Source organism: Pseudomonas sp. FG43 (genome assembly GCF_057809175.1).
Genome location: NZ_JBMDJL010000006.1, coordinates 53,707 through 76,715, shown reverse-complemented (window position 1 = coordinate 76,715; position 23,009 = coordinate 53,707). Strand labels below are relative to the sequence as shown.

Genomic DNA, 23,009 nt, shown 5'->3' with positions numbered 1-23,009 from the left:
CAACTGGTTACAGCTTATGTCGTCTAAGATGCGGCCTATCTGGGTAATGTTCTTACGAGGAATCTTTTTAATGAACAAACGCGCGTTGGCGTTGATGTTTTGTCTGGCTGCACCTGTGGCTCATGCTCAGGTGCTGCAACCTGGTTTGTGGGAACTGACCTCCAGCAACATGCAGGTCGATGGTCAGGCGCTGCCGGATCTGCAACTGATGCTGGGCCAATTGAAAAACCTGCCTCCCGAGCAGCGCGCCATGATGGAACAGATGATGCAGAAACAAGGCGTCACTCTGGGTGGGCAAGGCGTGCGATTCTGCCTGACCGAGGCGCAGGTCAAATCGGACAATATTCCTCTTACCGATCCAAAATCCGGCTGCTCGCAAAAGATCACCGCACGTAACGGTCAGACCTGGAACTTCCAGTTCAGTTGCCCCAAGGCGCAAGGTACCGGGCAGGCCCAGTTTCTCAGTAACCGCGAATTCACCACCAAAGTGGTCGGCACCTTCAACGCTACAGGCCAGCAACAGAATGGCAGCATGGACACACGGGCTGTCTGGTTAGGGCCGCAATGCGGTGCAGTGGCTCCACGAAACTGATTACGTTCCACGTGGAACATTTTTCTTTTCGGTCATGCACTTACTGCCCCTGATTGCAGGTTTCTCGACAGCGCCAATCTTCATGTAAGGCTTCAAGTTTCACTTGTAACGTGGTGTTATATTATTACTATTGTTGCGGTGATACTTTTCATGAGCCTGGATGCTCGCCTTGTTTCGTGAGACCTGCCATGCACAGACGTCAAATCCTGCTCAATATGCTTCTGGCCAGCGCTGCGCTGGCCTTGCCTTTTGGGGCTTACGCCACGCAGATTCGCAATGCCCGACTGTGGCGCAGCGATGACAAGCTGAGGCTGGTGCTCGATTTGAGCGGGCCTGTGCAATACAAGACTTTCACGCTGGCTGCGCCTGACCGCTTGATCATCGATGTCAGCGGTTCGCGGCTGACCGGGGATTTCAGCCAATTGGCGCTGGATCGAACGGTGATCAAGTCGATTCGTTCCGGGCATTACGGCCATGGTGATGACACGCGCATCGTGCTGGATCTCACCGCGCCTGTGCAGCTCAACAGTTTTCTGCTGGGGCCGGAAGGCGGGCAGGGGCACCGCCTGGTACTGGACTTGAGTTCTACTGCCAGCGCGCCGGTGCAGATGGCTGCCGTTGCGCCACCTCCACCGGCTCAGGTTTCGGACAAGGCTCATCCCAAGCGCGACATCATGGTGGTGGTCGATGCGGGGCATGGCGGCAAGGACCCTGGCGCTGTCGGTTCCCGAGGCGAGCGTGAGAAAGACGTTGTGCTGTCCATTGCTCAATTGCTTGCCAAGCGCTTGAAGCGTGAGAAAGGCTTCGATGTGCGGCTGGTGCGCAACGATGATTTCTTTGTTCCCCTGCGCAAGCGTGTGGAGTTTGCCCATAAGTCCAAGGCCGACATGTTCATCTCGGTGCATGCCGATGCTGCGCCGCGGCTGACAGCCTCCGGCGCTTCGGTGTTTGCCTTGTCCGAAGGCGGCGCGACATCGGCGACGGCGCGGTTCATGGCCCAGCGTGAAAACGGCGCCGACCTGCTGGGCGCCACCTCGTTGCTCAATCTCAAGGACAAGGACCCGATGCTGGCCGGGGTGATTCTCGACATGTCGATGAACGCTACCATCGCCGCCAGCCTGCAACTGGGCCATACCGTGCTGGGCAGCCTGGAAGGCATCACCACACTGCATCAGAAGCGCGTGGAACAGGCGGGGTTTGCGGTGCTCAAGTCACCGGACGTGCCTTCGATTCTGGTCGAGACGGGGTTCATCTCCAATAGCCGCGATAGCCAGAGACTGGTGACTGCACGCCATCAGCAGGCCGTGGCCGATGGTTTGTTCGAGGGCTTGCAGCGTTACTTCCAGCGCAACCCGCCGCTGGATTCCCACATGGCTTGGGTTCAGGAGCAGAAGAAACAGGCGCAAGCCTGACGTTGCTCAGTGGCAGCCATTCAGACGGCTGCAAGTGATCTTGCTGCGTGTGCCATCGGAGCTGGAAACCCGTGTGATGGTGGTCCAGCCGATACGCTGGATGGTGCCTATCCAGGCATCGCCATTCGAGGCCAGGCCGGTGAAGAAGGTCAACTGATCAAACCGGCTGTTGGTCTGCGCCCAGCGTTTTTTGCCAATCACCTCATAGCCCCGCAAATACGTGGTCGAACCTGCGGTGAAGACGCTATAGCCATTGCCTTGCGCATCGCTGCACGCCAGCAGGTTCGCGCTGCGGGTACAGGTCGCCATATCTACGCCGGGCCGCGGGCCTGCCGCCATTATTTGCGTGCTGATCATTATCAGTAACGTGAACAAGCCTTTTGAAATGTGTTTCACGCAGATGCCCTTTGTCGAACAGGTTGGCAATTTTGCATCGTTATACTATAACATTGTCGGGTGATTAGAGCTGGCTGCCAACGGTGTCGATAACAGGCCCGGTGCAGCCTATATCAACAAGGTGCAAGCCTTGCAACCTGGCCCGAGAATCCTGATGCCCAATCGTCTGCCTGTTACCGTTTTGTCCGGTTTTCTTGGAGCCGGGAAAAGCACCCTCCTCAATTACGTGCTGCGCAACCGCGAAAACCTGCGAGTGGCCGTTATCGTCAACGATATGAGCGAGATCAATATCGATGGCGGCGAAGTTCAGCGTGATGTCAGCCTGAATCGTGCCGAAGAAAAGCTCATCGAGATGAGCAACGGCTGCATCTGCTGCACGTTGCGCGAAGACCTGCTCGAAGAAGTCAGCCGTCTGGCTCAGGATGGGCGTTTCGATTATCTGCTGATCGAATCCACGGGCATTTCCGAACCCTTGCCGGTGGCCGAAACCTTTACCTTCCGCGATGAAGCGGGCAAGAGCCTGGCCGACATGGCGCGGCTGGACACCATGGTGACGGTGGTCGATGGCGTCAATTTCATGCTCGATTATCAGGCTTCCGAAAGCCTGGCGACCCGTGGCGAAACCCTGGGCGAAGAGGATGACCGCTCGATTACCGATCTGCTGATCGAGCAGATCGAGTTCGCGGATGTGATCCTGCTCAGCAAGATCGACCTGATCAGCTCCAGCGAACGTGAAGAACTGATGGCCATCCTCAAGCGCCTCAACGCCCATGCCGAGATCGTACCGATGGTGATGGGCGAGGTGCCGTTATCGACCATCCTCAACACCGGTCGTTTCGATTTCGAGCGAGCTTCCCAGGCGCCGGGCTGGCTCAAGGAAATGCGTGGCGAGCATGTGCCGGAAACCGAAGAGTACGGCATCGCCTCCACGGCTTACCGGGCGCGTCGTCCTTTCCATCCAGAGCGTTTTTTCAACTTCATCGATCGCCCATGGACCAACGGCAAACTGCTGCGCTCCAAAGGCTTCTTCTGGCTGGCGAGCAAATACAAGGATGCGGGCAGCTGGTCCCAGGCTGGCGGCCTGATGCGGCATGGTTTTGCAGGCCGCTGGTGGCGCTTCGTGAGTCGCGCGCACTGGCCGCAGGATCAGGAGAACATTACGTCGATCATGGACAACTGGTCGCCTGAAACCGGCGATTGCCGTCAGGAGCTGGTGTTCATCGGGCAAAACATCGACTTCGCCCAACTGATCGCAGAGCTGGATGACTGTTTGCTTACCGACGACGAACTGGCCATGGGCGCGGAGAGCTGGCGCCTGTTGCCTGACCCGTTTGGTGACTGGTACGACGAGGAGGCTGCCTGATGCTGGCACCCGTATTGAAGTTTCAGCCCCGTGCCCGTCAGGTGCAGGGCGAGACGCCCGAAGTGTTGGGGCAGGTGCTGGAAGACGGCGTCAACCTGTCTGTCTGGCAGCGCCAGTTGCCCGCGCATATCGAGGACTTCGGTGCATTGCTGTTGTCCCTGAACGAGCCCCTGTCTGAGTCCATGACTCTGGAAGTGCAGGGCGGTGATGTCGAGCCCAATCTGCAAGGCCTGGCCTCGGGCTATGCCGACTTGCAGGGCTATGACGGATTCATCGCGGACGTGTCATGGCTGGTCAGTGCTTATTCATGCCTGCTGGGCGCCGAATGTGTCGGCCTGCGCTTGCGGGCGCTGGACAAAGTCATGTGTCCGCGTTTTCACGTCGATCACGTGCCGGTGCGGCTGGTCACCACCTATGCCGGGATCGGCAGCCAGTGGCTCAAGGAAAACGCCATCGACCGCAAGCAACTTGGCAGTCCTGAAGCCGAACCGCAGGACCCGAGTCGTATCCAGCAAATCCAGTGCGGTGCAGTGGCCTTGCTCAAGGGCGAGCGCTGGAGCGGCAACGAGGGCCTGGGGCTGGTGCATCGTTCGCCGCAACTGGAACGTAACGAACGGCGTCTGATCCTGACCCTGGACTGGCTGGCCTAATTGGGCGTCAGCCACTTGCCCTTGCTTTGCCCCTCACAAAACGGCTTCAGGTAAAGCGCGTCGCTGGCGATGCCGTAATAGTGGATATTCTCGCGATAGGGCATATTGGCGACCTGTGCGTTGCTGCATATGCCAAAGGCGCCTGCCGGGCAACTCTGCGAGAAGGTCACTTCTGTTTTCTGGCCTGCCAGTTGCGGTTGGCAGAAGCCGTCGCGGAACAGGTCTTCCGGGATATTCAGGTTTTCCTGACAGACTTTGACGTCTAATCTCTCAGCCTGGCTGTGCACCAGACACGCTTGGGCCAATACCTTGCCCGATGCCATTGTCAGCAGCATCAACGCCAATCGAACAGGCAGCCTGATGGCTCGCATTGTCAGCTTTCCTTCATCATTGTTTGCAAACGACACTCTCCAGAAGCGACTCCAGATGCTGCAGAACATCCCGACCCATGTGATTGGTGGCCCGCTGGGCGCCGGCAAGACCAGCCTTATCAGGCATCTGCTGAGCCAGAAACCGGCCGATGAGCGCTGGGCGGTGCTGATCAACGAGTTTGGCCAGATCGGTCTGGATGCTGCGCTGTTGGCCGTGGATGCCGATGGTATCGCACTTGGCGAAGTGGCTGGCGGCTGCCTGTGCTGCGTCAACGGCGTGCCGTTTCAGATCGGCCTGGGACGCCTGCTGCGCAAGGCCAGGCCCGACCGCCTGTTCATCGAACCTTCGGGCCTGGGGCATCCGGCACAACTCATGGCCCAGTTGCGCCAGGCACCATGGCTGGGTGTGCTCAGTGTGCAACCTGGCGTGATGGTGCTCGATGCGATCAGCATGGCGGCAGGTCAGCCGCTACCGGTTACCCAGCAGGATGCGTTGGCGGATGCTGGTCTGGTGGTGATGAACAAGGCGCAGGGTATCGACGATGCGTCACGCAGGCGTTTGGCCGAGGCATTGCCGGAGCATTCGCTGATCTGGGTTGAGCAAGGCCAGCTTGCGTTGGCGCAACTGCCCGGTTTTCTGGAGCACGGAGCTGTGGATAACCGTGCTGTGGATAACCTCATTCTGCCCCCAGGCCTCGGGCAATTGCCTGCTGTCTGGAATGATCCGAACGAGCCGATCCGTCAGAGCCAGGAGAGCCCGGACGGCTGGAGTATCGGCTGGCGCTGGCATCCTTCCCGGCAGTTCGATCGGGCAAAGCTGCTGCAATGGCTGGAAAGCCTGACGTGGCGGCGCGCCAAGATGGTTATCCACAGCCCCGACGGCTGGTTTTCAGCCAATGGGCTGGAAGGCTCGCAACTTGAATGGCAAGGCAGCGAGTGGCGCCAGGATTCGCGTCTGGAATTGATCTTTGCGACGCCGCAGGACAGCGTCATGTTGCAGACGCAATTAGCTCACTGCTTGCGTTGCTGATGAGTCTCGCGCCACTTGTTCATTTCGATGATTTCAGCGCTAGGTGGTGGCGTTTTAATTTCAAACGGGTAGGGTGCGAGTTCGATCTGGGCCGAATGGGCACCGAACATCGTGATCGTACCGGGGTGACGTTGTTCTCCGGTGACGGTGAACTCGAAGCCGTAGATACGGGCCAGACGCTTGTGGCCCTGAGCATCGCGGATGAAAGCCAGACGACGCAGAGCGACATTGCCGTCGAGCAGTTCCAGGTCGAGCCGGGCACAATGCTGTTTGACCCGCTCCAGCGCTCGCTCGCGCAGACCGTGGGCATGCCACAACCAGGCTGCCGCACTTGCGAACAGCATCAGCACGAAAATGTTTCCCAGGGTCAACATGGCAGAGTGCTCCTACTCAGGAGTCTTCAGCTTAACTGCCCGAAGTGATTTACAGCCATACTGCGCGACTTAAATTTCTTATTACTGCACTTGCATCGTGTTCAGGATCCTCCCATGAAACGTACACCTCACTTGCTCGCCATCCAGTCCCATGTGGTGTTCGGCCACGCAGGCAACGGCGCAGCGGTGTTCCCTATGCAGCGTATCGGGGTCAATGTCTGGCCGCTCAATACGGTCCAGTTCTCCAACCACACCCAATACAAGCAATGGACCGGCGAAGTGCTGGCTCCGCAGCAGATCCCGGCGTTGATCGAGGGTATTGCGGCAATTGGTGAACTGGGCAACTGCGATGCCGTGCTTTCCGGCTATCTGGGCAGCGCGGCGCAGGGGCGGGCGATTCTGACGGGGGTGGCGCGTATCAAGGCGGCCAATCCCAAAGCGCTGTATTTGTGCGACCCGGTGATGGGGCATCCCGAGAAGGGCTGCATCGTTCCGGCCGAGGTCAGCGATTTTCTGCTGGAAGAAGCAGCGGCAGTGGCGGATTTCATGTGCCCGAACCAGCTGGAGCTGGACAGCTTTGCCGGTCGCAAGCCCGAGTCCCTTCTCGATTGCCTGGCCATGGCGAGATCGTTACTGGCGCGAGGCCCCAAGGCTGTGCTGGTCAAGCATCTGGATTACCCCGGCAAGGCGGCGGATGGTTTTGAAATGTTGCTGGTGACCGCCGATGCCAGCTGGCACCTGCGTCGTCCGCTGCTGGCCTTTCCGCGTCAGCCGGTGGGCGTGGGTGATCTGACGTCCGGCTTGTTCCTGGCGCGTGTGCTGCTGGGTGATGATCTGGTGGCCGCTTTCGAGTTCACGGCTGCGGCAGTGCATGAAGTGCTGCTGGAAACCCAGGCCTGTGGCAGCTACGAGCTGGAACTGGTGCGCGCGCAGGACCGGATTGCCCATCCGCGGGTGCGGTTTGAGGCGGTGCGGTTGTAATGGTCTTGGCGAATGAATTCCCATAGTGGGAATTCATTCGTGAACAACGTATTACAGGGATTCTTCCTTGATCTCCTGATAACGCTTTTCCAGCTCCTGGCGAATCTGGCGGCGTTGCTGGGCCTGGATGAAGCGGCGTTTGCCTTCGGCGGTTTCCGGCTCCAGCGGCGGGACGCTGGCTGGCTTGCGGTTGTCGTCCACCGCGACCATGGTGAAGAAGCAACTGTTGCTGTGACGCACCGAGCGCTCGCGGATGTTCTCGGTCACGACCTTGATCCCGACCTCCATCGAGGTATTGCCGGTGTAGTTCACCGAGGCCAGAAAGGTCACCAGCTCACCGACGTGAACCGGCTCGCGGAAAATCACCTGATCCACAGACAGCGTCACCACGTAGCGACCGGCATAACGGCTGGCGCAGGCGTAAGCGACTTCATCCAGATACTTGAGCAAAGTACCGCCATGTACATTGCCAGAGAAGTTGGCCATGTCCGGGGTCATCAATACAGTCATCGACAGCTGGGCGTTTCCGGGTTCCATAGCGTACTCACACGGTCAAGGTCATCATGAGTGGCGCCTTATGCTGACGCTCACGGGGGGTGGTTCAATACCTGCAACGACAGTTATCGGGACGTTGGCTGATGCAATGCCGTCACGCCTGCGAATCTATCTGTTTCCATATATTGCACCGGCTTTCTCTAGACGGGTGCAGTGTTACTCTCCCAAAACCCGTGGATCGGGTTTTTTCTTACGCTTTTAGCCGCGTTTTCTTGATGCAGCTTCCGATTTTTCAGCTTCGCTGGCTATTCGGGAGGGGTAAGCATCATTTCTCAATAAGGAGCCACACCCATGCATGCCGTCAATTTTATTCAGGATTTGGCAGTGATCATGCTGGTGGCGGGTGTGGTGACTATTCTCTTCCATCGTCTCAAGCAGCCGGTGGTATTGGGCTATATCGTGGCGGGGTTCATCATTGGCCCGCATACGCCGCCTGTCGGGCTGATTCACGATGAAGGTACCATCAAGACCCTCGCCGAGCTTGGGGTGATCTTCCTGATGTTCTGCCTGGGCCTGGAGTTCAGCCTGCGCAAGCTGTTCAAGGTGGGAGCCACGGCATTCATTGCGGCCTTCCTCGAAATTGCCCTGATGATCTGGATCGGCTACGAAATCGGCCAGTTCTTTGGCTGGAAAACCATGGATTCGCTGTTCCTGGGCGCGATCCTGGCCATTTCCTCGACCACCATCATCGTCAAGGCCCTCAACGACCTGAAGATGAAGAACCAGCACTTTGCCCAACTCATCTTCGGGGTGCTGATCGTCGAAGACATTCTGGGCATCGGCATCATCGCTTTGCTGTCGGGGATTGCTGTCAGCGGCTCGGTCAGCTCAGGCGAAGTCTTCTCCACGGTCGGCAAGCTGTCGCTGTTCATGATCGTGGCCCTGGTGGTCGGCATTCTGCTGGTGCCGCGCCTGCTGTCCTACGTCGCGAAGTTTGAAAGCAACGAAATGCTGCTGGTGACCGTACTGGGCCTGTGTTTCGGTTTCTGTCTGCTGGTTGTGAAGCTGGAATACAGCATGGTGCTGGGGGCGTTCCTGATTGGCGCGATCATGGCTGAATCCCGTCAACTGGTGAAGATCGAGCGGCTTATCGAGCCTATTCGCGACATGTTCAGCGCTATCTTCTTTGTTGCCATTGGCCTGATGATCGATCCCAAAGTCCTGCTTGAATATGCATGGCCCATCGCGCTGATTACCGTCGCAGTGGTGTTGGGCAAGATGCTGTCCTGCGGGCTGGGGGCTTTCATTGCCGGTAATGATGGCCGGACTTCGTTGCGCGTTGGCATGGGGCTGTCACAGATTGGCGAGTTTTCCTTCATCATCGCGGCGTTGGGTATGACCTTGCAGGTCACCAGTGATTTCCTGTATCCCGTGGCGGTGGCGGTTTCGGCCATTACCACGCTGTTGACCCCGTACCTGATCCGCGCTGCCGACCCGCTGTCGCTCAAACTGGCTGCTGTGGTGCCTCGCCGGATGGCGCGAGTGTTCGGCATGTACGGCGAATGGCTGCGCAGCATCCAGCCACAAGGGCAGGGCGCGGTGCTGGCGTCGATGATCCGGCGGATATTGCTGCAGGTCGGGGTCAACCTGGCGCTGGTGATTGCCATCTTCTTCAGCGGCGGCTATTTTGCCGGGCGCATTGGCGCTTACATGAATGAATGGGTCAGCGATGTGGGCCAGCAGAAAGCCTGGATCTGCGGAGCGGCCTTACTGTTGTCGCTGCCGTTCCTGATTGCGGCGTACCGCAAGCTCAAGGCGCTATCGATGCTGTTGGCCGAGATGGGCGTGAAGCCGGAAATGGCCGGGCGTCATACCGTGCGGGTGCGCAAGGTTGTGGCGGAGGTGATTCCGTTGCTGTCGCTGGTGGTGATCTTCATCCTGCTGGCAGCCCTGTCGGCGAGCATTCTGCCGACAAGCGAGCTGCTGCTGGTGATCGTGTTGATTGCGGCGGTGGTTGCAGCATTGCTGTGGCGCTGGTTCATTCGCGTGCATACGCGGATGCAGATTGCCTTGCTGGAAACGCTGGGCAACAACAATCAGGAGTCGTCCGGGCATTGAGCCCGGCGATACCTTCTTGCGGGGTGTCTCAGCTTTCCAGCCAGACATCCCGTGCCCAGTGCCAGACAGATTCCCAGTTCTCTTCGGTCACCAGCTCTTCTTCGCCGGACCACAGCACCACAGTGCCGTCTTCTTCGACGCAGTAATAGTCGTCGCCGTCCTGGCAGATCGGGATCAGTTCACGAGGCACACCCAGATCCCACGCAGTCGCGGCTACATCCGGCAGATAGGTGTGTGACTGAGGGTCGGTCACGGTGACTGGCTCAAGGCTGCCATACACGACGTCGCTGACGGTCAGAAGAAATTCTTTGAAGACGTAAGGGATATTGATAAACAGCTGTTCCTCGATCTCGACGAGTTGGTCCTCGTCAGGCAGTTCGAGGGGAACCGGAACCGGCTCGTTTTGTTCACGCAGTTGTTCGATGACTTCTTCCACGACATGGGTCCTCTAAGCTTGATGGCGCGGGTTATACAGTAGCCTAAAGCTTTTCTCAAAATAACTACCCGATCGGATAGGCTCTGTACGAAAAATCCTGGTCGGCCTGCTTTCAATTCACATCAAGCGTGGGACCTTTCAGACTTGCTTTTGTTAGCTGCAGGTGACTAAAAATAAAAACCCCGGAACAGGTCCGGGGTTCGGTGCTGCTGGATATGCCTGGGATCAGCCGTTCTGGCGAATACCGGCAACCAGCCAAGGTTGGTTGTCGCCCTGGGCGCGCTCCATGTTCCAGCTTTCGCTGAACACTTCGCCCTGATCAAAGCGCGAAGTCTTGGAGATGCCGGAGAAGGTCAGGGTCGCGATGGTTTTGTCAGCGCGATCATCCACACCTTCCAGCTGGACGTTCAGGTTGTCGATGTAGGTCGACTGGAAGGCATCGCCAAGGTCAGCACGTTCCTTTTTCAGGAACTGCAGCATTTGTGGCGTTACGAACTCGGCAATCTTGTCCATCTCGTTCGCATCCCAGTGCTGCTGCAGCGACTGGAAGTGGCTACGGGCGGCTTCCAGGAAGCGCTCTTCGTTGAACCAGGCCGGAGCGTTGATGACCGGAGCGGCAGGGGCCGACGAAGCGCCACCGAAGATAGAGTTTTGCGCTGGCTGGCTGGTTTCACGCTGGTAAGGAGCACCGGCACCGGCCATTTTCGGCTGTTGCTGCTGGCGACGACGCGCAATGAAGCGGAAGATCAGGAAGGCGATGAGGCCCATGATCAGGATGTCGAAGATCTGCAGGCCGTTGAAGCCATCACCCATGAACATTGCAGCCAGCAGGCCACCGGCAGCGATGCCGGCCAATGGGCCTAACCAGCGCGAAGCGCCACTGGCAGCAGCGGCCGGACGACCGGCAGCGTTAGGGGCTGCGGCTGGAGTAGCCGGAGCGGCCTGGCGTGCCTGGTGCGACGGTGCCGAGCCCATGCTCTTGCCACCACCGAAACGTGCGGCGTTCACATCCAGACTCATGGTGAGCCCGATGCACAGCGCCAGAGCCATGCTTAGAAAACGTTGCATAAGGGTATTCCCGTTGTATGAATGCATGCGCGCCATGTTGCACAGGAGGGCAGTCCATGGCTAGTGCGTTAATGTTTCGGGTTTTTGCACAAATCCCGTAAGACCTGTCTATTTGGGCGGTAGGCGAGGAAATAAAGTTCTGTGGGAATTTTCTTTATACGCCGCCGTAGGAGCGAATTCATTCGCGAATATTTTCTTCGCGAATGAATTCGCTCCTACGGAGTCCGATCAGATCGGAACCAGCTTCGCATAGCCCATCATCAGCCACTTGCTGCCTTCGGCGAAGTTGACCTGCACCCTGGCCTGAGCGCCGGAGCCCTCGAAATTCAGGATCACGCCTTCACCGAATACCGCGTGCTGCACTTGCTGGCCCAGTGTGAACTGGGTTTCGGGGATGCCGGTGCCATTGAACAGGCTGCTGTTGCTGACCTTCTGGGTACCACCGAAAGGACGGCTGACGCTATTGGACAGGCGCACTTCCTGGATCAGCGTGGGCGGAATCTCGCGAACGAAACGGGACACCTTGTTGTAGGTCTCGCTGCCATACAGGCGACGGGTTTCGGCGTAGGTCATCACCAGTTGTTGCATGGCCCGGGTGATGCCGACGTAAGCCAGACGGCGTTCTTCTTCAAGACGGCCTGGCTCTTCCAGGCTCATCTTGTGCGGGAACAGTCCTTCCTCCATGCCCACCAGGAAGACATAAGGAAACTCCAGGCCCTTGGCGCTGTGCAAGGTCATGAGCTGGATGCTGTCTTCGTGCTCCTGAGCCTGAGTGTCGCCAGCTTCCAGCGACGCATGACCCAGGAAAGCCGCCAGCGGGGTCAGCTCTTCGTCATCTTCATTGTTCTCGAAGTTGCGCGCAGCGCTGACCAGTTCCTCAAGGTTTTCCACCCTGGCCTGACCTTTTTCACCTTTTTCCTGTTGGTGGTAGGCGATCAGCCCCGATTGCTCGATGGCGGTCTGGGTCATCAGGTGCAAGGGCATTTCCATGACCTTGGCCGACAGGTTCTCGATCAGCTCGATGAAAACGTTCAAGGCTCCGGCTGCCCGGCCAGTCAGGCCTTTGTTGGCGACCAGTTGGCGCATTGCTTCCCACATGGAGATATCGGTGTGGCGCGCATGCTCGCGGATAGCCTCGACGGTTTTCTCGCCAATGCCGCGTGCCGGGACGTTGATGACCCGTTCCAGCGCGGCATCGTTGCCACGGCCTTCCAGCAGGCGCAGATAGGCCATGGCATTCTTGATCTCGGCGCGCTCGAAGAATCGCTGGCCGCCGTAGATGCGGTAAGGAATACGCTCGCGCAACAAGGCTTCTTCCAGTACTCGCGACTGGGCGTTGGAGCGATACAGAATGGCGATATCGTTACGCGAAAGGCCGGTCTTCAAGGCGCTTTCGATGGTTTCGACCACGTAGCGCGCTTCGTCGTGTTCGTTGAAGGCGGCATACAGGTTGATCAGCTCGCCATCGCCCACGTCCGTCCACAGCTCTTTGCCCAGGCGACCGCTGTTGTTGACGATCAAGCCGTTGGCAGCCTTGAGAATGCTTGCCGTCGAGCGGTAGTTCTGTTCAAGGCGGATGACTTCGGTATCCGGGAAGTCCGACGAGTACTGATGAATGTTCTCGATCTTCGCGCCACGCCAGCCATAAATGGACTGGTCGTCATCGCCGACCACCATCAGGCTGTCGCCGCCTTGTGCCAGCAGCCGCAACCAGGCGTACTGCACGGCGTTGGTGTCCTGGAATTCGTCCACCAGCACATGGCGGAAGCGCCGCTGGTAGTGTGCCAGCAGGCCTGGATGATCGCGCCACAGGTCCAGTGCGCGCAGTAGCAGCTCGGAGAAGTCGATGACGCCGGCGCGCTGGCAGGCGATTTCATAGGCTTCGTAGATCGATTTCATGGTGCCCAGGAACAGGTCGCCGCTGGCCTGGATGTGTTTGGGACGCAGGCCTTCGTCTTTCTGGCCATTGATGAACCACTGGGCCTGACGTGCCGGCCAGCGCTGTTCGTCCAGCCCCAGTTCGCGAATCACGCGCTTGACCAGACGTTGCTGATCGTCGCTGTCCAGAATCTGGAAGGTTTGTACCAGCCCCGCTTCCTGCCAGTGTGCCCGCAGCAGGCGGTGCGCCAGACCGTGGAAGGTGCCGACCCACATGCCTGCCGGGCTGATGCCCATCAATTGCTCGATGCGATGACGCATCTCGGCTGCGGCCTTGTTGGTGAATGTCACCGACAGGACCGAATGCGGGGAGGCTTGCTCGACCTGCATCAGCCATGCGATGCGATGCACCAGCACACGGGTTTTGCCGGAACCAGCGCCGGCCAGGACCAACTGACGACCCAGAGAGGCAGCTACGGCCTGACGCTGGGCATCGTTGAGGGAATTGAGAAGGAGAGAGAGATCATCGCGCATCGACGCATTCTAGGGTGCTGCGCCATGGCGGGCAAACCATGCTTTGTCATGGGTAATAAAAAAGTCGTCGATGCTGACGATCGGTCATCTCAGGCTACAGACAGCGTCCGTTGTGCCTGATGCCCTCTGATCAATGCTTTGAACGTCACAGTTTTATGGTAGTGGCAGTTTGGTCTGGCTCAGCGCTTGTGTATGCTCGACACACGCCAAGGCCCTATCAAATACAAGAACCCAGCCATGCCTTTCAGCTTCAGCGCCCACGATGCTTCTGACACCAGCCGACGGGGTATTCGCAAGAAGTTCGCTACCCGGTTGAGGGTCGAGCGCACGCGCCTGCTTTATCAGGGGTCGTTGCTGCCGACCTTGTTCATGCTTGTCAGTGGTCTGGTCTGCGCATGGCTGCTCTGGAGCCCTGAACGCTACGTGCTCGTCAGTATCTGGCTGCTCTGGCTGGCGGTACTTGTGGGCCTGCGAATCATCCAGGTTGCCGCGTTTCGGGCGGCATCCCCTGAGCGTCAGGCCCGGCCTGTCTGGCGACGAATGTTTCTGCTGGGTGCCGCTGTCAGTGGCCTGACGCTGGCTTGTGCGGCCATGGCGTTGGTGCCTGTGGCCAGTTTCGAGCAACAGGCCTGGGTGTTCGGCATGATCGGTGGTGCGACGCTGTGTGCCAGTGTGGCCTACGCCGTCAGCCTCACCGCGTTCCTTACCTTCAGCCTGTCATGCCTGTTGCCGCCGATCGTTTATCTGTTTCTGGGCGGCGACGTGCCCTTTCGCGGCTGGGGCTGGCTCGGCCTGATTCTGTTGTTTGCTCTGATCGTCGTGGCTTGGCAGATCAATCGCCTGATACTGCGCAGCCTGTTGCAGCGCTTTCAGAATCAGGCCCTGATCGAGCACTTGCAGCAAGCCCAGGCCAAGGGCGATGAACTTAATGAAAGCCTGGCCAGGGAAGTCGAGCAGCGCCGCCAGGCCGAGCATAGCCTGCGCGAGGCGCAAGCCGGGCTGGAGGAGCGGGTTGCGCAGCGCACCCTGGAGCTGGAGGCGGCCAATCTGGCCTTGAGCAAAAGCCCGCCGCGTCTTGCCGAGAAAGTTTTCGATGCGGTCAGCGAAAGCATCATGATTTTCGACCCGCAGTACCGGATTCTCACCATCAATCAGGCTTTTTCCCGGCTCACGGGCTACGCGCCTGAGGATGTGGTGGGGCGTCAGGTCATGGATATCGCCAGCAGTCGCGATGCTCGCCGCCACTTCCAGGCGATTCACCATGCCTTGGAGCAGACAGGAAGCTGGCAGGGCGAACTGGTGGAGGCGCGTAAAAACGGCGAGCTGTATCCGCAATGGCTGCAAATGAATGTCGTGCGCGATATTGCAGGGAATGTCAGTCATATAGTCGGCTTCTTTACTGACTTGTCGGCTAATCGTGAGTCCGAGGAGCGCATGCGCTACCTCACCTATTTCGATGAGTTGACGGGGCTGGCCAATCGCTCGCAGTTCAAGGAGCGCCTGCGTGAAGCCAATCAGCGTGTGCGTCAGGGCGGAAGAAGCCTGGCACTGCTGCATATCAATCTGGATCGTTTCAAGCTGCTCAATGAAAGCCTGGGGCATGAAGTTGCGGACCAGTTGCTCAAGCACGTTGCCCGTCGACTGATCAGCGCCATGCCGGAGGCGGACACCATTGCGCGCCTGTCTGGCGATGAGTTCGCGGTGTTGTTCGATGCCTATGCCAACCTTTCCAGCCTTGCGCGGGTCACCAGCCGTTTGTTGAGCAAACTGCGCACGCCTTTATCGGTGGCGGGCAACGAACTGGTCATCAGTGCCTCGGTGGGGATCAGTCTGCTGCCCGACTCTGCCCGGGAAATCTCGGCACTCGTGAGCCAGGCCAACATGGCGATGCGGCATGCCAAGCACTTGGGCGGCAACAACTTCCAGTTCTTCACCGAAAGCCTGCGAGCCAGCACTCTGGAGCGCCTGCAACTGGAGATCCAGTTGCGTAAAGCTATTGAAGATCACCAGCTACAAGTCTTCTATCAACCCAAGATGCTGCTGGAAAATGGTCGCCTGGATGCGGCAGAGGCGCTGGTGCGCTGGAACCATCCGACACGGGGCATGGTGCCGCCGGGTGAGTTCATCGGGTTGGCCGAAGAAACCGGCCTGATTGGCGATATCGGGGAGTTCGTTCTGCGTCAGGCCTGCTGGCAGGCTTGTGAATGGCAGCGTCAGGGGCTGGAGCCGATCCGCGTTTCGGTCAACCTGTCGGTCCACCAGTTGCGTCAGGGCAAGCTGGTCAGTCTGGTGCGGCAAGTGCTGGATGAAACGGGGCTGGCTCCGCAGTTGCTTGAGCTTGAGCTGACCGAAAGCCAGTTGCTGGACAGCGTCGAACATATCATCTCGACCTTTCAGCAGTTGCGCGAACTGGGCGTGAAATTGGCCATCGACGACTTTGGCACCGGCTACTCTTCATTGAGTTATCTGAAACGCTTCCCGGTGGATTACGTAAAGATCGACCAGGCGTTTATCCGCGGCCTGGATGACGGCACGGAAGATGCGGCAATCATTCAGGCGATCATCTCCATGGCTCACAGCCTGGGGCTCAAGGTCGTGGCTGAAGGTGTCGAGAACGAAAAACAACTGGAGTTTCTCAAGGCGCAGGGTTGCGACGAGGTTCAGGGCTATTTGATCAGTCGGCCGATCGAAGCTTCGGTGATGGCAGGTTTGCTGGATCGATCCCGGTGAGGTAGCAGTCCTCTGGAATGTAGGATTATTCCCACAAAAAAGAAGAATTTGTCATTCAAAGGCTTGTGTATGACGTTCAGGGCTCGTTTAACTGGGCGGCTCGCAGGTCATGTAGTATAACTACAAGAAAGCTACAACCCGCCAACCGCACCACTAGCGAGTCTGCCTCTTGAATCTGCTGCAACACATCGCCCAGTCACGTAATTTGCTGCGCAAGTCGGAGCTCAAGGTAGCCGACCATGTGCTGCTTGATCCTGCGGCTGTGATGCACAGTTCCATGGCTGACCTTGCTCATAGCGTCGGGATCAGTGAGCCGACCATCGTGCGTTTCTGCCGTGCCATTGGCTGCACGGGGTTTCAGGACCTTAAGCTCAAACTGGCGCAAAGCCTGGCAGCCGGCGCAAGCTTCGGGCAGTTCGCGATTCACGAAGATGATTCGGTTGCCGATTACAGCCTGAAGATTTTCGACACCACGCTGCACACCCTCATGGAAGTGCGCGAGAACCTCGATCCCCATGCCTTGCAACTGGCCGTGACCGCCATGGCGGGCGCCAATCGGGTGGAGTTCTATGGTTTCGGCGCTTCGGGCGCTGTGGCGGCCGATGCCCAGCACAAGTTCTTTCGTCTGTTGCTGAGCGCTGCGGCCTATTCCGATCCGCACATGCAGGCAATGTCGGCGGTGACCTTGAAGCCGACCGATGTAGCGGTGTGTATTTCCCAGTCCGGCCGCTCCAAGGACTTGCTGATTTCGGCGAACCTGGTTCGCGAAAGCGGCGCAACGCTCATCACGCTATGCCCGAGCCAGACACCTCTGGCCGAGCTGTCGTCGGTCAATCTGGCCATCGATGTACACGAAGACACCGAAATCTACACCCCGCTGACTTCGCGCATCGCGCATCTGGTCGTGATCGATGTGCTGGCGATGGGTGTCGCCATGGCTCGCGGCCCGAGCCTGGTCAACCACCTCAAGAGCGTCAAACGCAGTCTGCGCAGCCTGCGGCTGTCGCCCAAGTCGGTGAAGGCCCACGAGGATTGAGGGGCGAACCTTCATCAACTTGTCACGCATTCGCCGCCTGATCGTCATGCCCTCGCGCCACTCTGTACTCCCGCAACGTATTGGGAGGCAGGACATGGCTCGGCATTACGATGACTTACCCAACAGCACCGTCAAGACTCGTCGTCAACAGGAAGACCAGCGCCGAATGGAGTTTCGTCGCGCGATTGAAAGCTACTGCGAAGCGCGGCAGCTCAATCAGGACCTCTGCGATTACATGGACAGCATGACCGGCAACCACTGGCAGGCTAACCAGCCGTCCGAGGACGCCCGTCGAAGCGTTCGACAAGCTGGCTGATCTGCGCACGTTCGGTGCGGATGAACGCAAGGAAGGCGTGAGCGACGGGAGACAGGCGTTTATCCCTGGCTTGTACCACGCACCAACTGCGATAAAGCGGCAACTCCGCCACGGGCAGCTCCTTGAGGGCGCCGGTGGCGAGTTCCATGCTGACGGCGTGACGGGTCAGCAGCGCCAGCCCGAGCCCGGCGACCACGCATTCGCGTTGTGCTTCGCTGGATGACACTTCCTGTGTCTGGGTGAAATGCACGCGCTTTTCCTTGAAGTACTCCTCACAGGCCCTTCGTGTTCCTGACCCTGATTCGCGAATCAGCAGCGGCCAGGGCTCCAGGTCTTTCAGGCTCAGTTGCTCCCGATCACACAGCGGATGGCTCGCTGGCGCAACGGCGACAATCGGGTTGTTGAGAAAAGGCAGGAACTCCAGGCCCATGTCCTGCGGCACCATGGACATCACCACCAGATCGTCGCGGTTGTCCGACAGGCGCCGGATGACCATGGCGCGGTTGACCACGGTCAGGTTGAGGATGACTTCCGGGTGCTGGCGCTTGAAGGCTGCGAACACGTGCGGGATGAAATATTTGCAGCTCGACTCGATGGCCAGCTTCAACTGGCCCTGCAATGAACCCTGCATGTCGGAAAGCTGCATATCCAGGCTTTCCAGGCGGCCGAAGATGTCACGGCTGGCCAGTTGCAGCGCTTCGGCGGCTTCGGTCAGGTAGAGTTTTTTGCCGACATACTCGAACAGCGGCTGCCCGATCAGCTCTTCAAGCTGTCGGATCTGCAGGCTGACAGCCGGCTGAGTGAGGGACATTTCCTCGGCGGCGCGACTGTAGGAGCGCAGGTCGCACACCTCATTGAAAATTCGTAACTGACGCAATGTCATACGCATCAATGACTTACGCATGATCAACAACTCCTGCCAATGGCTTAAGTACTGACTATAAGCTTTTGCTTATGCCTATCCCAATTTTTACTCATTTTTATTAATCGCTGATCAGGCATAGGGTGTCCCTGCGTCATTCAGCCACATACGCAGTTACAAAAAGACAGTAACTACACTGCGTAATGCGGCCTTGCGCCGACCGGCTCTGCCGGTTCGATTGTCCTTATGGTCGAGGAAATGCCAGTGATAACAAAAATCCTGATCGCCAACCGTGGAGAGATTGCCGTCCGGATCGTGCGTGCATGCGCCGAAATGGGCATCCGCTCGGTTGCGATCTTTTCGGACGCCGACCGCCATGCCTTGCATGTCAAACGTGCCGACGAAGCCTATAGCATTGGCGCTGAACCTCTCGCCGGTTACCTGAACCCGCGCAAGCTGGTGAACCTGGCAGTGGAAACCGGGTGCGATGCACTGCATCCCGGCTACGGCTTCCTCTCGGAAAACGCCGAACTGGCGGAAATCTGCGCCGAGCGCGGCGTGAAGTTCATCGGCCCGTCCGCAGAAGTCATTCGCCGCATGGGCGACAAGACCGAAGCGCGTCGCAGCATGATAAAAGCCGGTGTGCCGGTCACGCCGGGTACGGAAGGCAACGTCGCGGATATTCAGGAAGCCTTGCTTGAAGGTGATCGCATCGGTTATCCGGTGATGCTCAAGGCGACTTCCGGTGGCGGTGGCCGTGGCATTCGCCGCTGCAACAGCCGCGACGAGCTGGAGCAGGCTTTCCCGCGGGTGATCTCCGAAGCCACCAAGGCTTTCGGCTCGGCGGAAGTCTTCCTGGAAAAGTGCATCGTCAATCCCAAGCACATTGAGGCGCAGATTCTCGGCGACAGCTTCGGCAATGTCGTGCATCTGTTCGAGCGCGACTGCTCCATCCAGCGGCGTAACCAGAAGCTGATCGAAATCGCACCCAGCCCGCAACTGACCCCCGAACAGCGTGCCTATATCGGTGATCTGTCAGTGCGTGCCGCCAAGGCAGTGGGTTACGAGAATGCCGGTACCGTGGAGTTCCTGCTCGCCGATGGCGAGGTGTATTTCATGGAGATGAACACCCGGGTTCAGGTGGAGCACACCATCACCGAAGAGATTACCGGCATCGATATCGTTCGCGAGCAGATCCGCATCGCGTCTGGTCTGCCGCTGTCGATCAAGCAGGAAGACATTATTCATCGTGGTTTTGCCCTGCAATTCCGGATCAATGCTGAAGACCCGAAAAACAACTTCCTGCCCAGTTTCGGCAAGATCACTCGCTATTACGCGCCCGGCGGGCCTGGCGTGCGGACGGATACGGCGATCTACACCGGTTACACGATCCCGCCGTTCTATGACTCGATGTGCCTGAAACTGATCGTCTGGGCGCTGACCTGGGAAGAAGCGATGGACCGTGGCCTGCGTGCGCTGGACGACATGCGCCTGCAGGGCGTGAAGACCACGGCTGCCTATTACCAGGAAATCCTGCGCAATCCGGAATTCCGCAGCGGCCAGTTCAACACCAGCTTCGTTGAAAGCCATCCTGAACTGACCAATTACTCGATCAAGCGCAAACCCGAAGAGTTGGCCCTGGCCATCGCTGCCGCCATCGCCGCCCACGCAGGGTTGTAAAAAATTGAGCGGCAAGCTGCAAGTGACAAGCTACAAGGAAGAGCGAATCGGCTTTTTCTTGAGGCTTGTAGCTTGCAACTTGCAGCTATAAGGAGCCCCAACATGCCTAAGAAAATCTTTGTCACCGACACCATCCTGCGCGACGCTCACCAATCGTTGCTGGCGACCCGCATGCGTACCGAAGACATGCTGCCGATCTGCGACAAGCTCGACAAGGTCGGCTACTGGTCGCTGGAAGTGTGGGGCGGTGCAACGTTTGACGCCTGTGTGCGGTTTTTGAAAGAGGACCCGTGGGAGCGTCTGCGCCAGTTGCGTGTGGCCTTGCCCAACACCCGTCTGCAAATGCTGCTGCGCGGCCAGAATCTGCTGGGGTACCGCCACTACAGCGATGACGTGGTGAAGGCGTTTGTCGCCAAGGCGGCGGAAAACGGTATCGATGTGTTCCGTATCTTCGACGCCATGAACGATGTGCGTAACCTGAAAGTCGCCATTGAGGCGGTGAAAGAGGCGGGCAAACATGCCCAGGGCACCATCGCTTACACCACCAGCCCGGTCCACACCATCAGCGCCTTCGTGGAGCAGGCGCGGCAGATGGAAGCCATGGGTTGCGACTCGGTGGCGATCAAGGACATGGCCGGTCTGTTGACCCCTTACGCCACGGGCGAACTGGTCAAGGCATTGAAGGCCGAGCAATCGCTGCCGGTCTTTATCCATTCCCATGACACCGCAGGCCTGGCGGCCATGTGTCAGCTCAAGGCTGTCGAAAACGGGGCCGACCATATCGACACGGCCATCTCCAGCTTTGCCTGGGGCACCAGCCATCCGGGTACTGAGTCCATGGTTGCCGCTCTCAAGGGCAGCGAGTTCGATACCGGCCTCGATCTGGAACTGTTGCAGGAAATCGGCTTGTACTTCTACGCCGTGCGCAAGAAGTACCATCAGTTCGAGAGCGAGTTCACGGCGGTCGACACCCGCGTGCAGGTCAATCAGGTGCCGGGCGGCATGATTTCCAACCTGGCCAACCAGCTCAAGGAGCAGGGTGCTCTCAGCCGTATGGGCGAAGTGCTGGCCGAGATCCCGCGTGTCCGCAAGGATCTGGGCTATCCGCCGCTGGTGACACCGACTTCCCAGATCGTTGGTACCCAGGCGTTCTTCAACGTGCTGGCAGGCGAACGTTACAAGACCATCACCAACGAAGTGAAGCTGTACCTGCAAGGCGGCTACGGCAAGGCGCCGGGTGAAGTGGATGCCAGGCTGCGTCGTCAGGCCATCGGCAACGAGGACCTGATCGATGTGCGCCCGGCCGATCTGCTCAAACCGGAAATGACCAAGCTTCGTGGCGAGGTCGGTGATCTTGCGCAATCCGAAGAGGACGTGCTGACTTACGCCATGTTCCCTGACATTGGCCGCAAGTTCCTCGAAGAGCGCGCTGCGGGGACTCTGAAACCTGAAGAGCTGTTGCCGATTCCTGAAGCGGGCAGCGTAGGCAAGGCGGGCGGAGAAGGCGTACCGACCGAGTTCGTGATCGATGTTCACGGCGAAACCTACCGTGTGGATATCACTGGTGTGGGCGTCAAGGCGGAGGGCAAGCGCCACTTCTATCTGTCCATCGACGGCATGCCGGAAGAAGTGGTGTTCGAGCCGCTCAACGAATTTGTCGGCGGCGGAGCCAGCAAGCGCAAACAAGCCCATGCACCGGGCCATGTCAGCACCACCATGCCAGGCAACATTGTCGATGTGCTGGTCAAGGAAGGCGATACGGTCAAGGCCGGTCAGGCTGTGCTGATCACCGAAGCGATGAAAATGGAAACCGAGGTCCAGGCGTCCATCGCCGGCAAGGTGGTCGCCATTCATGTCGCCAAAGGTGATCGGGTCAACCCTGGCGAGATCCTGGTCGAGATCGAATGACAGCAACGCTGTAGGAGCGAATTCATTCGCGAAAGGCCATTTCGCGGATCAATGATTTTCCTCGGGGGAGCACATGTGGCTCCCCTTTTTTATTTCCCGGTCATCCGCGAAACGCTTCCAGCCCCTTGATCTGCTGCCCATCCTTGAAGTTATCCACAGCCAGCCAGGCCTCGAAAGCCTTTTGCAGTTCAGGCCATTCGTTGTCGATGATCGAATACCACGCGGTATCGCGGTTCACGTCCTTGGTCACCATATGCTGGCGAAAGAGCCCTTCGTAGCTGAAGCCGAAGCGATCTGCCGCACGCCGGGAGCGGGCGTTATTGGCGTTGCATTTCCACTCCAGCCGGCGGTTGCCCAGAGCAAAGGCTTCCCGGGCCAGCAAGTAGATGGCTTCTGTGCCTTTTGGGGTGCGTTGCATGCTGGCACCAAAGGTCACATGACCTATTTCTATCCGGCCATGAGCAGCGACGATGGACATCAGGCTGATCACGCCTTCGGTCACGCCTGTGGCCTGATCGACCACGCTGTAGAACCATGGGTCAGTGTCCTTGGCATGTCGCTCCAGCCAGACGTCGAAAGCCTCGCGTTCGCTGAACGGCCCATAAGGCAGGTAATCCCAGAGTTTCGGGTCGGAGTCCGGCCCATTGAGCGCAAGCCAGAGATCGTCGCCATGGCGGGCCGGGTCGAGTTTTTCCAGGCGAATGAAGCGGCCTTCCAGAGTCTTGCTGCCGGGAAGTATCGCGGGCTGCCAGTGGAGTTGGGTGTCGTACATGAGCAGA

Annotated in this window: 20 protein-coding genes and 1 pseudogene; 12 read left to right on the top strand and 9 right to left on the bottom strand. The window is 58.6% G+C overall.

Features of this window, described 5'->3' with window-relative positions; genetic code table 11:
- Nucleotides 1-70: 70 nt before the first annotated feature.
- Entirely contained in the window at nt 71-592 is a 522-nt protein-coding gene (locus ACODS3_RS09220) for a DUF3617 domain-containing protein (RefSeq protein WP_201019742.1), read from the top strand.
- 188 nt (nt 593-780) lie between these two features.
- A complete protein-coding gene (locus ACODS3_RS09215) occupies nt 781-2,004 on the top strand; it encodes an N-acetylmuramoyl-L-alanine amidase (RefSeq protein ID WP_201019741.1) in 1,224 nt (407 codons plus the stop codon).
- A 6-nt stretch (nt 2,005-2,010) separates the two neighbouring features.
- On the opposite strand, the gene ACODS3_RS09210 is transcribed toward ACODS3_RS09215, so the two are convergent.
- Nucleotides 2,011-2,361, bottom strand: coding sequence for a glutamine synthetase (locus ACODS3_RS09210; RefSeq protein ID WP_489034021.1), 351 nt, complete (start codon nt 2,359-2,361; stop codon nt 2,011-2,013).
- Between the two features lie 193 nt (nt 2,362-2,554).
- Here ACODS3_RS09210 and zigA point away from each other — a divergent pair, with 193 nt between their 5' ends.
- Together zigA and ACODS3_RS09200 are read left to right on the top strand one after the other, a co-directional pair.
- Nucleotides 2,555-3,763, top strand: coding sequence for a zinc metallochaperone GTPase ZigA (zigA, locus tag ACODS3_RS09205; RefSeq protein ID WP_201019740.1), 1,209 nt, complete (start codon nt 2,555-2,557; stop codon nt 3,761-3,763).
- Complete coding sequence (locus ACODS3_RS09200; RefSeq protein ID WP_489034020.1) at nt 3,763-4,413, top strand: DUF1826 domain-containing protein; 651 nt, start codon at nt 3,763-3,765, stop codon at nt 4,411-4,413. Before zigA ends, ACODS3_RS09200 begins: the two co-directional genes overlap by 1 nt.
- Here ACODS3_RS09200 and ACODS3_RS09195 read toward each other — a convergent pair.
- Complete coding sequence (locus ACODS3_RS09195; RefSeq protein WP_489034019.1) at nt 4,410-4,784, bottom strand: NADH:ubiquinone oxidoreductase; 375 nt, start codon at nt 4,782-4,784, stop codon at nt 4,410-4,412. The genes ACODS3_RS09200 and ACODS3_RS09195 overlap by 4 nt on opposite strands.
- Nucleotides 4,785-4,839: 55 nt before the next feature.
- Between ACODS3_RS09195 and ACODS3_RS09190 the strand changes: the two genes are divergently transcribed.
- Nucleotides 4,840-5,814: a CobW family GTP-binding protein gene (locus ACODS3_RS09190; RefSeq protein WP_489034018.1), complete on the top strand. Its 975-nt coding sequence runs from the start codon at nt 4,840-4,842 to the stop codon at nt 5,812-5,814.
- Here the strand turns inward: ACODS3_RS09190 and ACODS3_RS09185 are convergent.
- Nucleotides 5,796-6,188: a DUF3301 domain-containing protein gene (locus tag ACODS3_RS09185; RefSeq protein ID WP_201001294.1), complete on the bottom strand. Its 393-nt coding sequence runs from the start codon at nt 6,186-6,188 to the stop codon at nt 5,796-5,798. The two genes, ACODS3_RS09190 and ACODS3_RS09185, sit on opposite strands and share 19 nt — an antisense overlap.
- Before the next feature lie 114 nt (nt 6,189-6,302).
- On the opposite strand from ACODS3_RS09185, the gene pdxY reads away from it, so the two are divergent.
- A complete protein-coding gene (pdxY, locus tag ACODS3_RS09180) occupies nt 6,303-7,169 on the top strand; it encodes a pyridoxal kinase PdxY (RefSeq protein ID WP_304574222.1) in 867 nt (288 codons plus the stop codon).
- Nucleotides 7,170-7,220: 51 nt separating this feature from the next.
- Here pdxY and ACODS3_RS09175 read toward each other — a convergent pair whose 3' ends face one another.
- Nucleotides 7,221-7,706, bottom strand: a complete 486-nt coding sequence (locus tag ACODS3_RS09175; RefSeq protein ID WP_025262582.1) for an acyl-CoA thioesterase — start codon at nt 7,704-7,706, stop codon at nt 7,221-7,223.
- Nucleotides 7,707-8,015: 309 nt separating this feature from the next.
- On the opposite strand from ACODS3_RS09175, the gene ACODS3_RS09170 reads away from it, so the two are divergent.
- Nucleotides 8,016-9,782, top strand: a complete 1,767-nt coding sequence (locus ACODS3_RS09170) for a cation:proton antiporter (protein WP_489034017.1) — start codon at nt 8,016-8,018, stop codon at nt 9,780-9,782.
- 28 nt (nt 9,783-9,810) lie between these two features.
- On the opposite strand, the gene ACODS3_RS09165 is transcribed toward ACODS3_RS09170, so the two are convergent.
- The 3 genes from ACODS3_RS09165 to uvrD form a co-directional block, all read right to left on the bottom strand.
- Complete coding sequence (locus ACODS3_RS09165; protein ID WP_025262580.1) at nt 9,811-10,218, bottom strand: SMI1/KNR4 family protein; 408 nt, start codon at nt 10,216-10,218, stop codon at nt 9,811-9,813.
- A 225-nt stretch (nt 10,219-10,443) separates the two neighbouring features.
- Nucleotides 10,444-11,286, bottom strand: a complete 843-nt coding sequence (locus ACODS3_RS09160; RefSeq protein ID WP_201019735.1) for a Tim44 domain-containing protein — start codon at nt 11,284-11,286, stop codon at nt 10,444-10,446.
- 228 nt (nt 11,287-11,514) lie between these two features.
- Entirely contained in the window at nt 11,515-13,698 is a 2,184-nt protein-coding gene (gene uvrD / locus ACODS3_RS09155; protein WP_489034016.1) for a DNA helicase II, read from the bottom strand.
- Between the two features lie 237 nt (nt 13,699-13,935).
- Between uvrD and ACODS3_RS09150 the strand changes: the two genes are divergently transcribed.
- From ACODS3_RS09150 to ACODS3_RS09140, 3 genes and pseudogenes are all read left to right on the top strand, one after another.
- Nucleotides 13,936-16,428, top strand: coding sequence for a putative bifunctional diguanylate cyclase/phosphodiesterase (locus tag ACODS3_RS09150; RefSeq protein ID WP_304574224.1), 2,493 nt, complete (start codon nt 13,936-13,938; stop codon nt 16,426-16,428).
- A 169-nt stretch (nt 16,429-16,597) separates the two neighbouring features.
- Nucleotides 16,598-17,505, top strand: a pseudogene (gene hexR / locus ACODS3_RS09145) (transcriptional regulator HexR).
- 53 nt (nt 17,506-17,558) lie between these two features.
- Complete coding sequence (locus ACODS3_RS09140) at nt 17,559-17,780, top strand: PA3496 family putative envelope integrity protein (protein ID WP_074569067.1); 222 nt, start codon at nt 17,559-17,561, stop codon at nt 17,778-17,780.
- Here the strand turns inward: ACODS3_RS09140 and ACODS3_RS09135 are convergent.
- Nucleotides 17,731-18,684: a LysR family transcriptional regulator gene (locus ACODS3_RS09135; RefSeq protein WP_201019731.1), complete on the bottom strand. Its 954-nt coding sequence runs from the start codon at nt 18,682-18,684 to the stop codon at nt 17,731-17,733. The two genes, ACODS3_RS09140 and ACODS3_RS09135, sit on opposite strands and share 50 nt — an antisense overlap.
- A 222-nt stretch (nt 18,685-18,906) precedes the next feature.
- Between ACODS3_RS09135 and ACODS3_RS09130 the strand changes: the two genes are divergently transcribed.
- A complete protein-coding gene (locus ACODS3_RS09130; protein WP_201001283.1) occupies nt 18,907-20,322 on the top strand; it encodes an acetyl-CoA carboxylase biotin carboxylase subunit in 1,416 nt (471 codons plus the stop codon).
- A 102-nt stretch (nt 20,323-20,424) separates the two neighbouring features.
- Nucleotides 20,425-22,230, top strand: coding sequence for a sodium-extruding oxaloacetate decarboxylase subunit alpha (gene oadA, locus ACODS3_RS09125; RefSeq protein WP_489034015.1), 1,806 nt, complete (start codon nt 20,425-20,427; stop codon nt 22,228-22,230).
- Nucleotides 22,231-22,330: 100 nt separating this feature from the next.
- Here the strand turns inward: oadA and ACODS3_RS09120 are convergent, their stop codons facing one another.
- The gene (locus tag ACODS3_RS09120) at nt 22,331-23,002 is read right to left on the bottom strand and encodes a GNAT family N-acetyltransferase (RefSeq protein ID WP_201019730.1); all 672 of its coding nucleotides are present in this window, start codon (nt 23,000-23,002) and stop codon (nt 22,331-22,333) included.
- Nucleotides 23,003-23,009 lie beyond the last annotated feature (7 nt).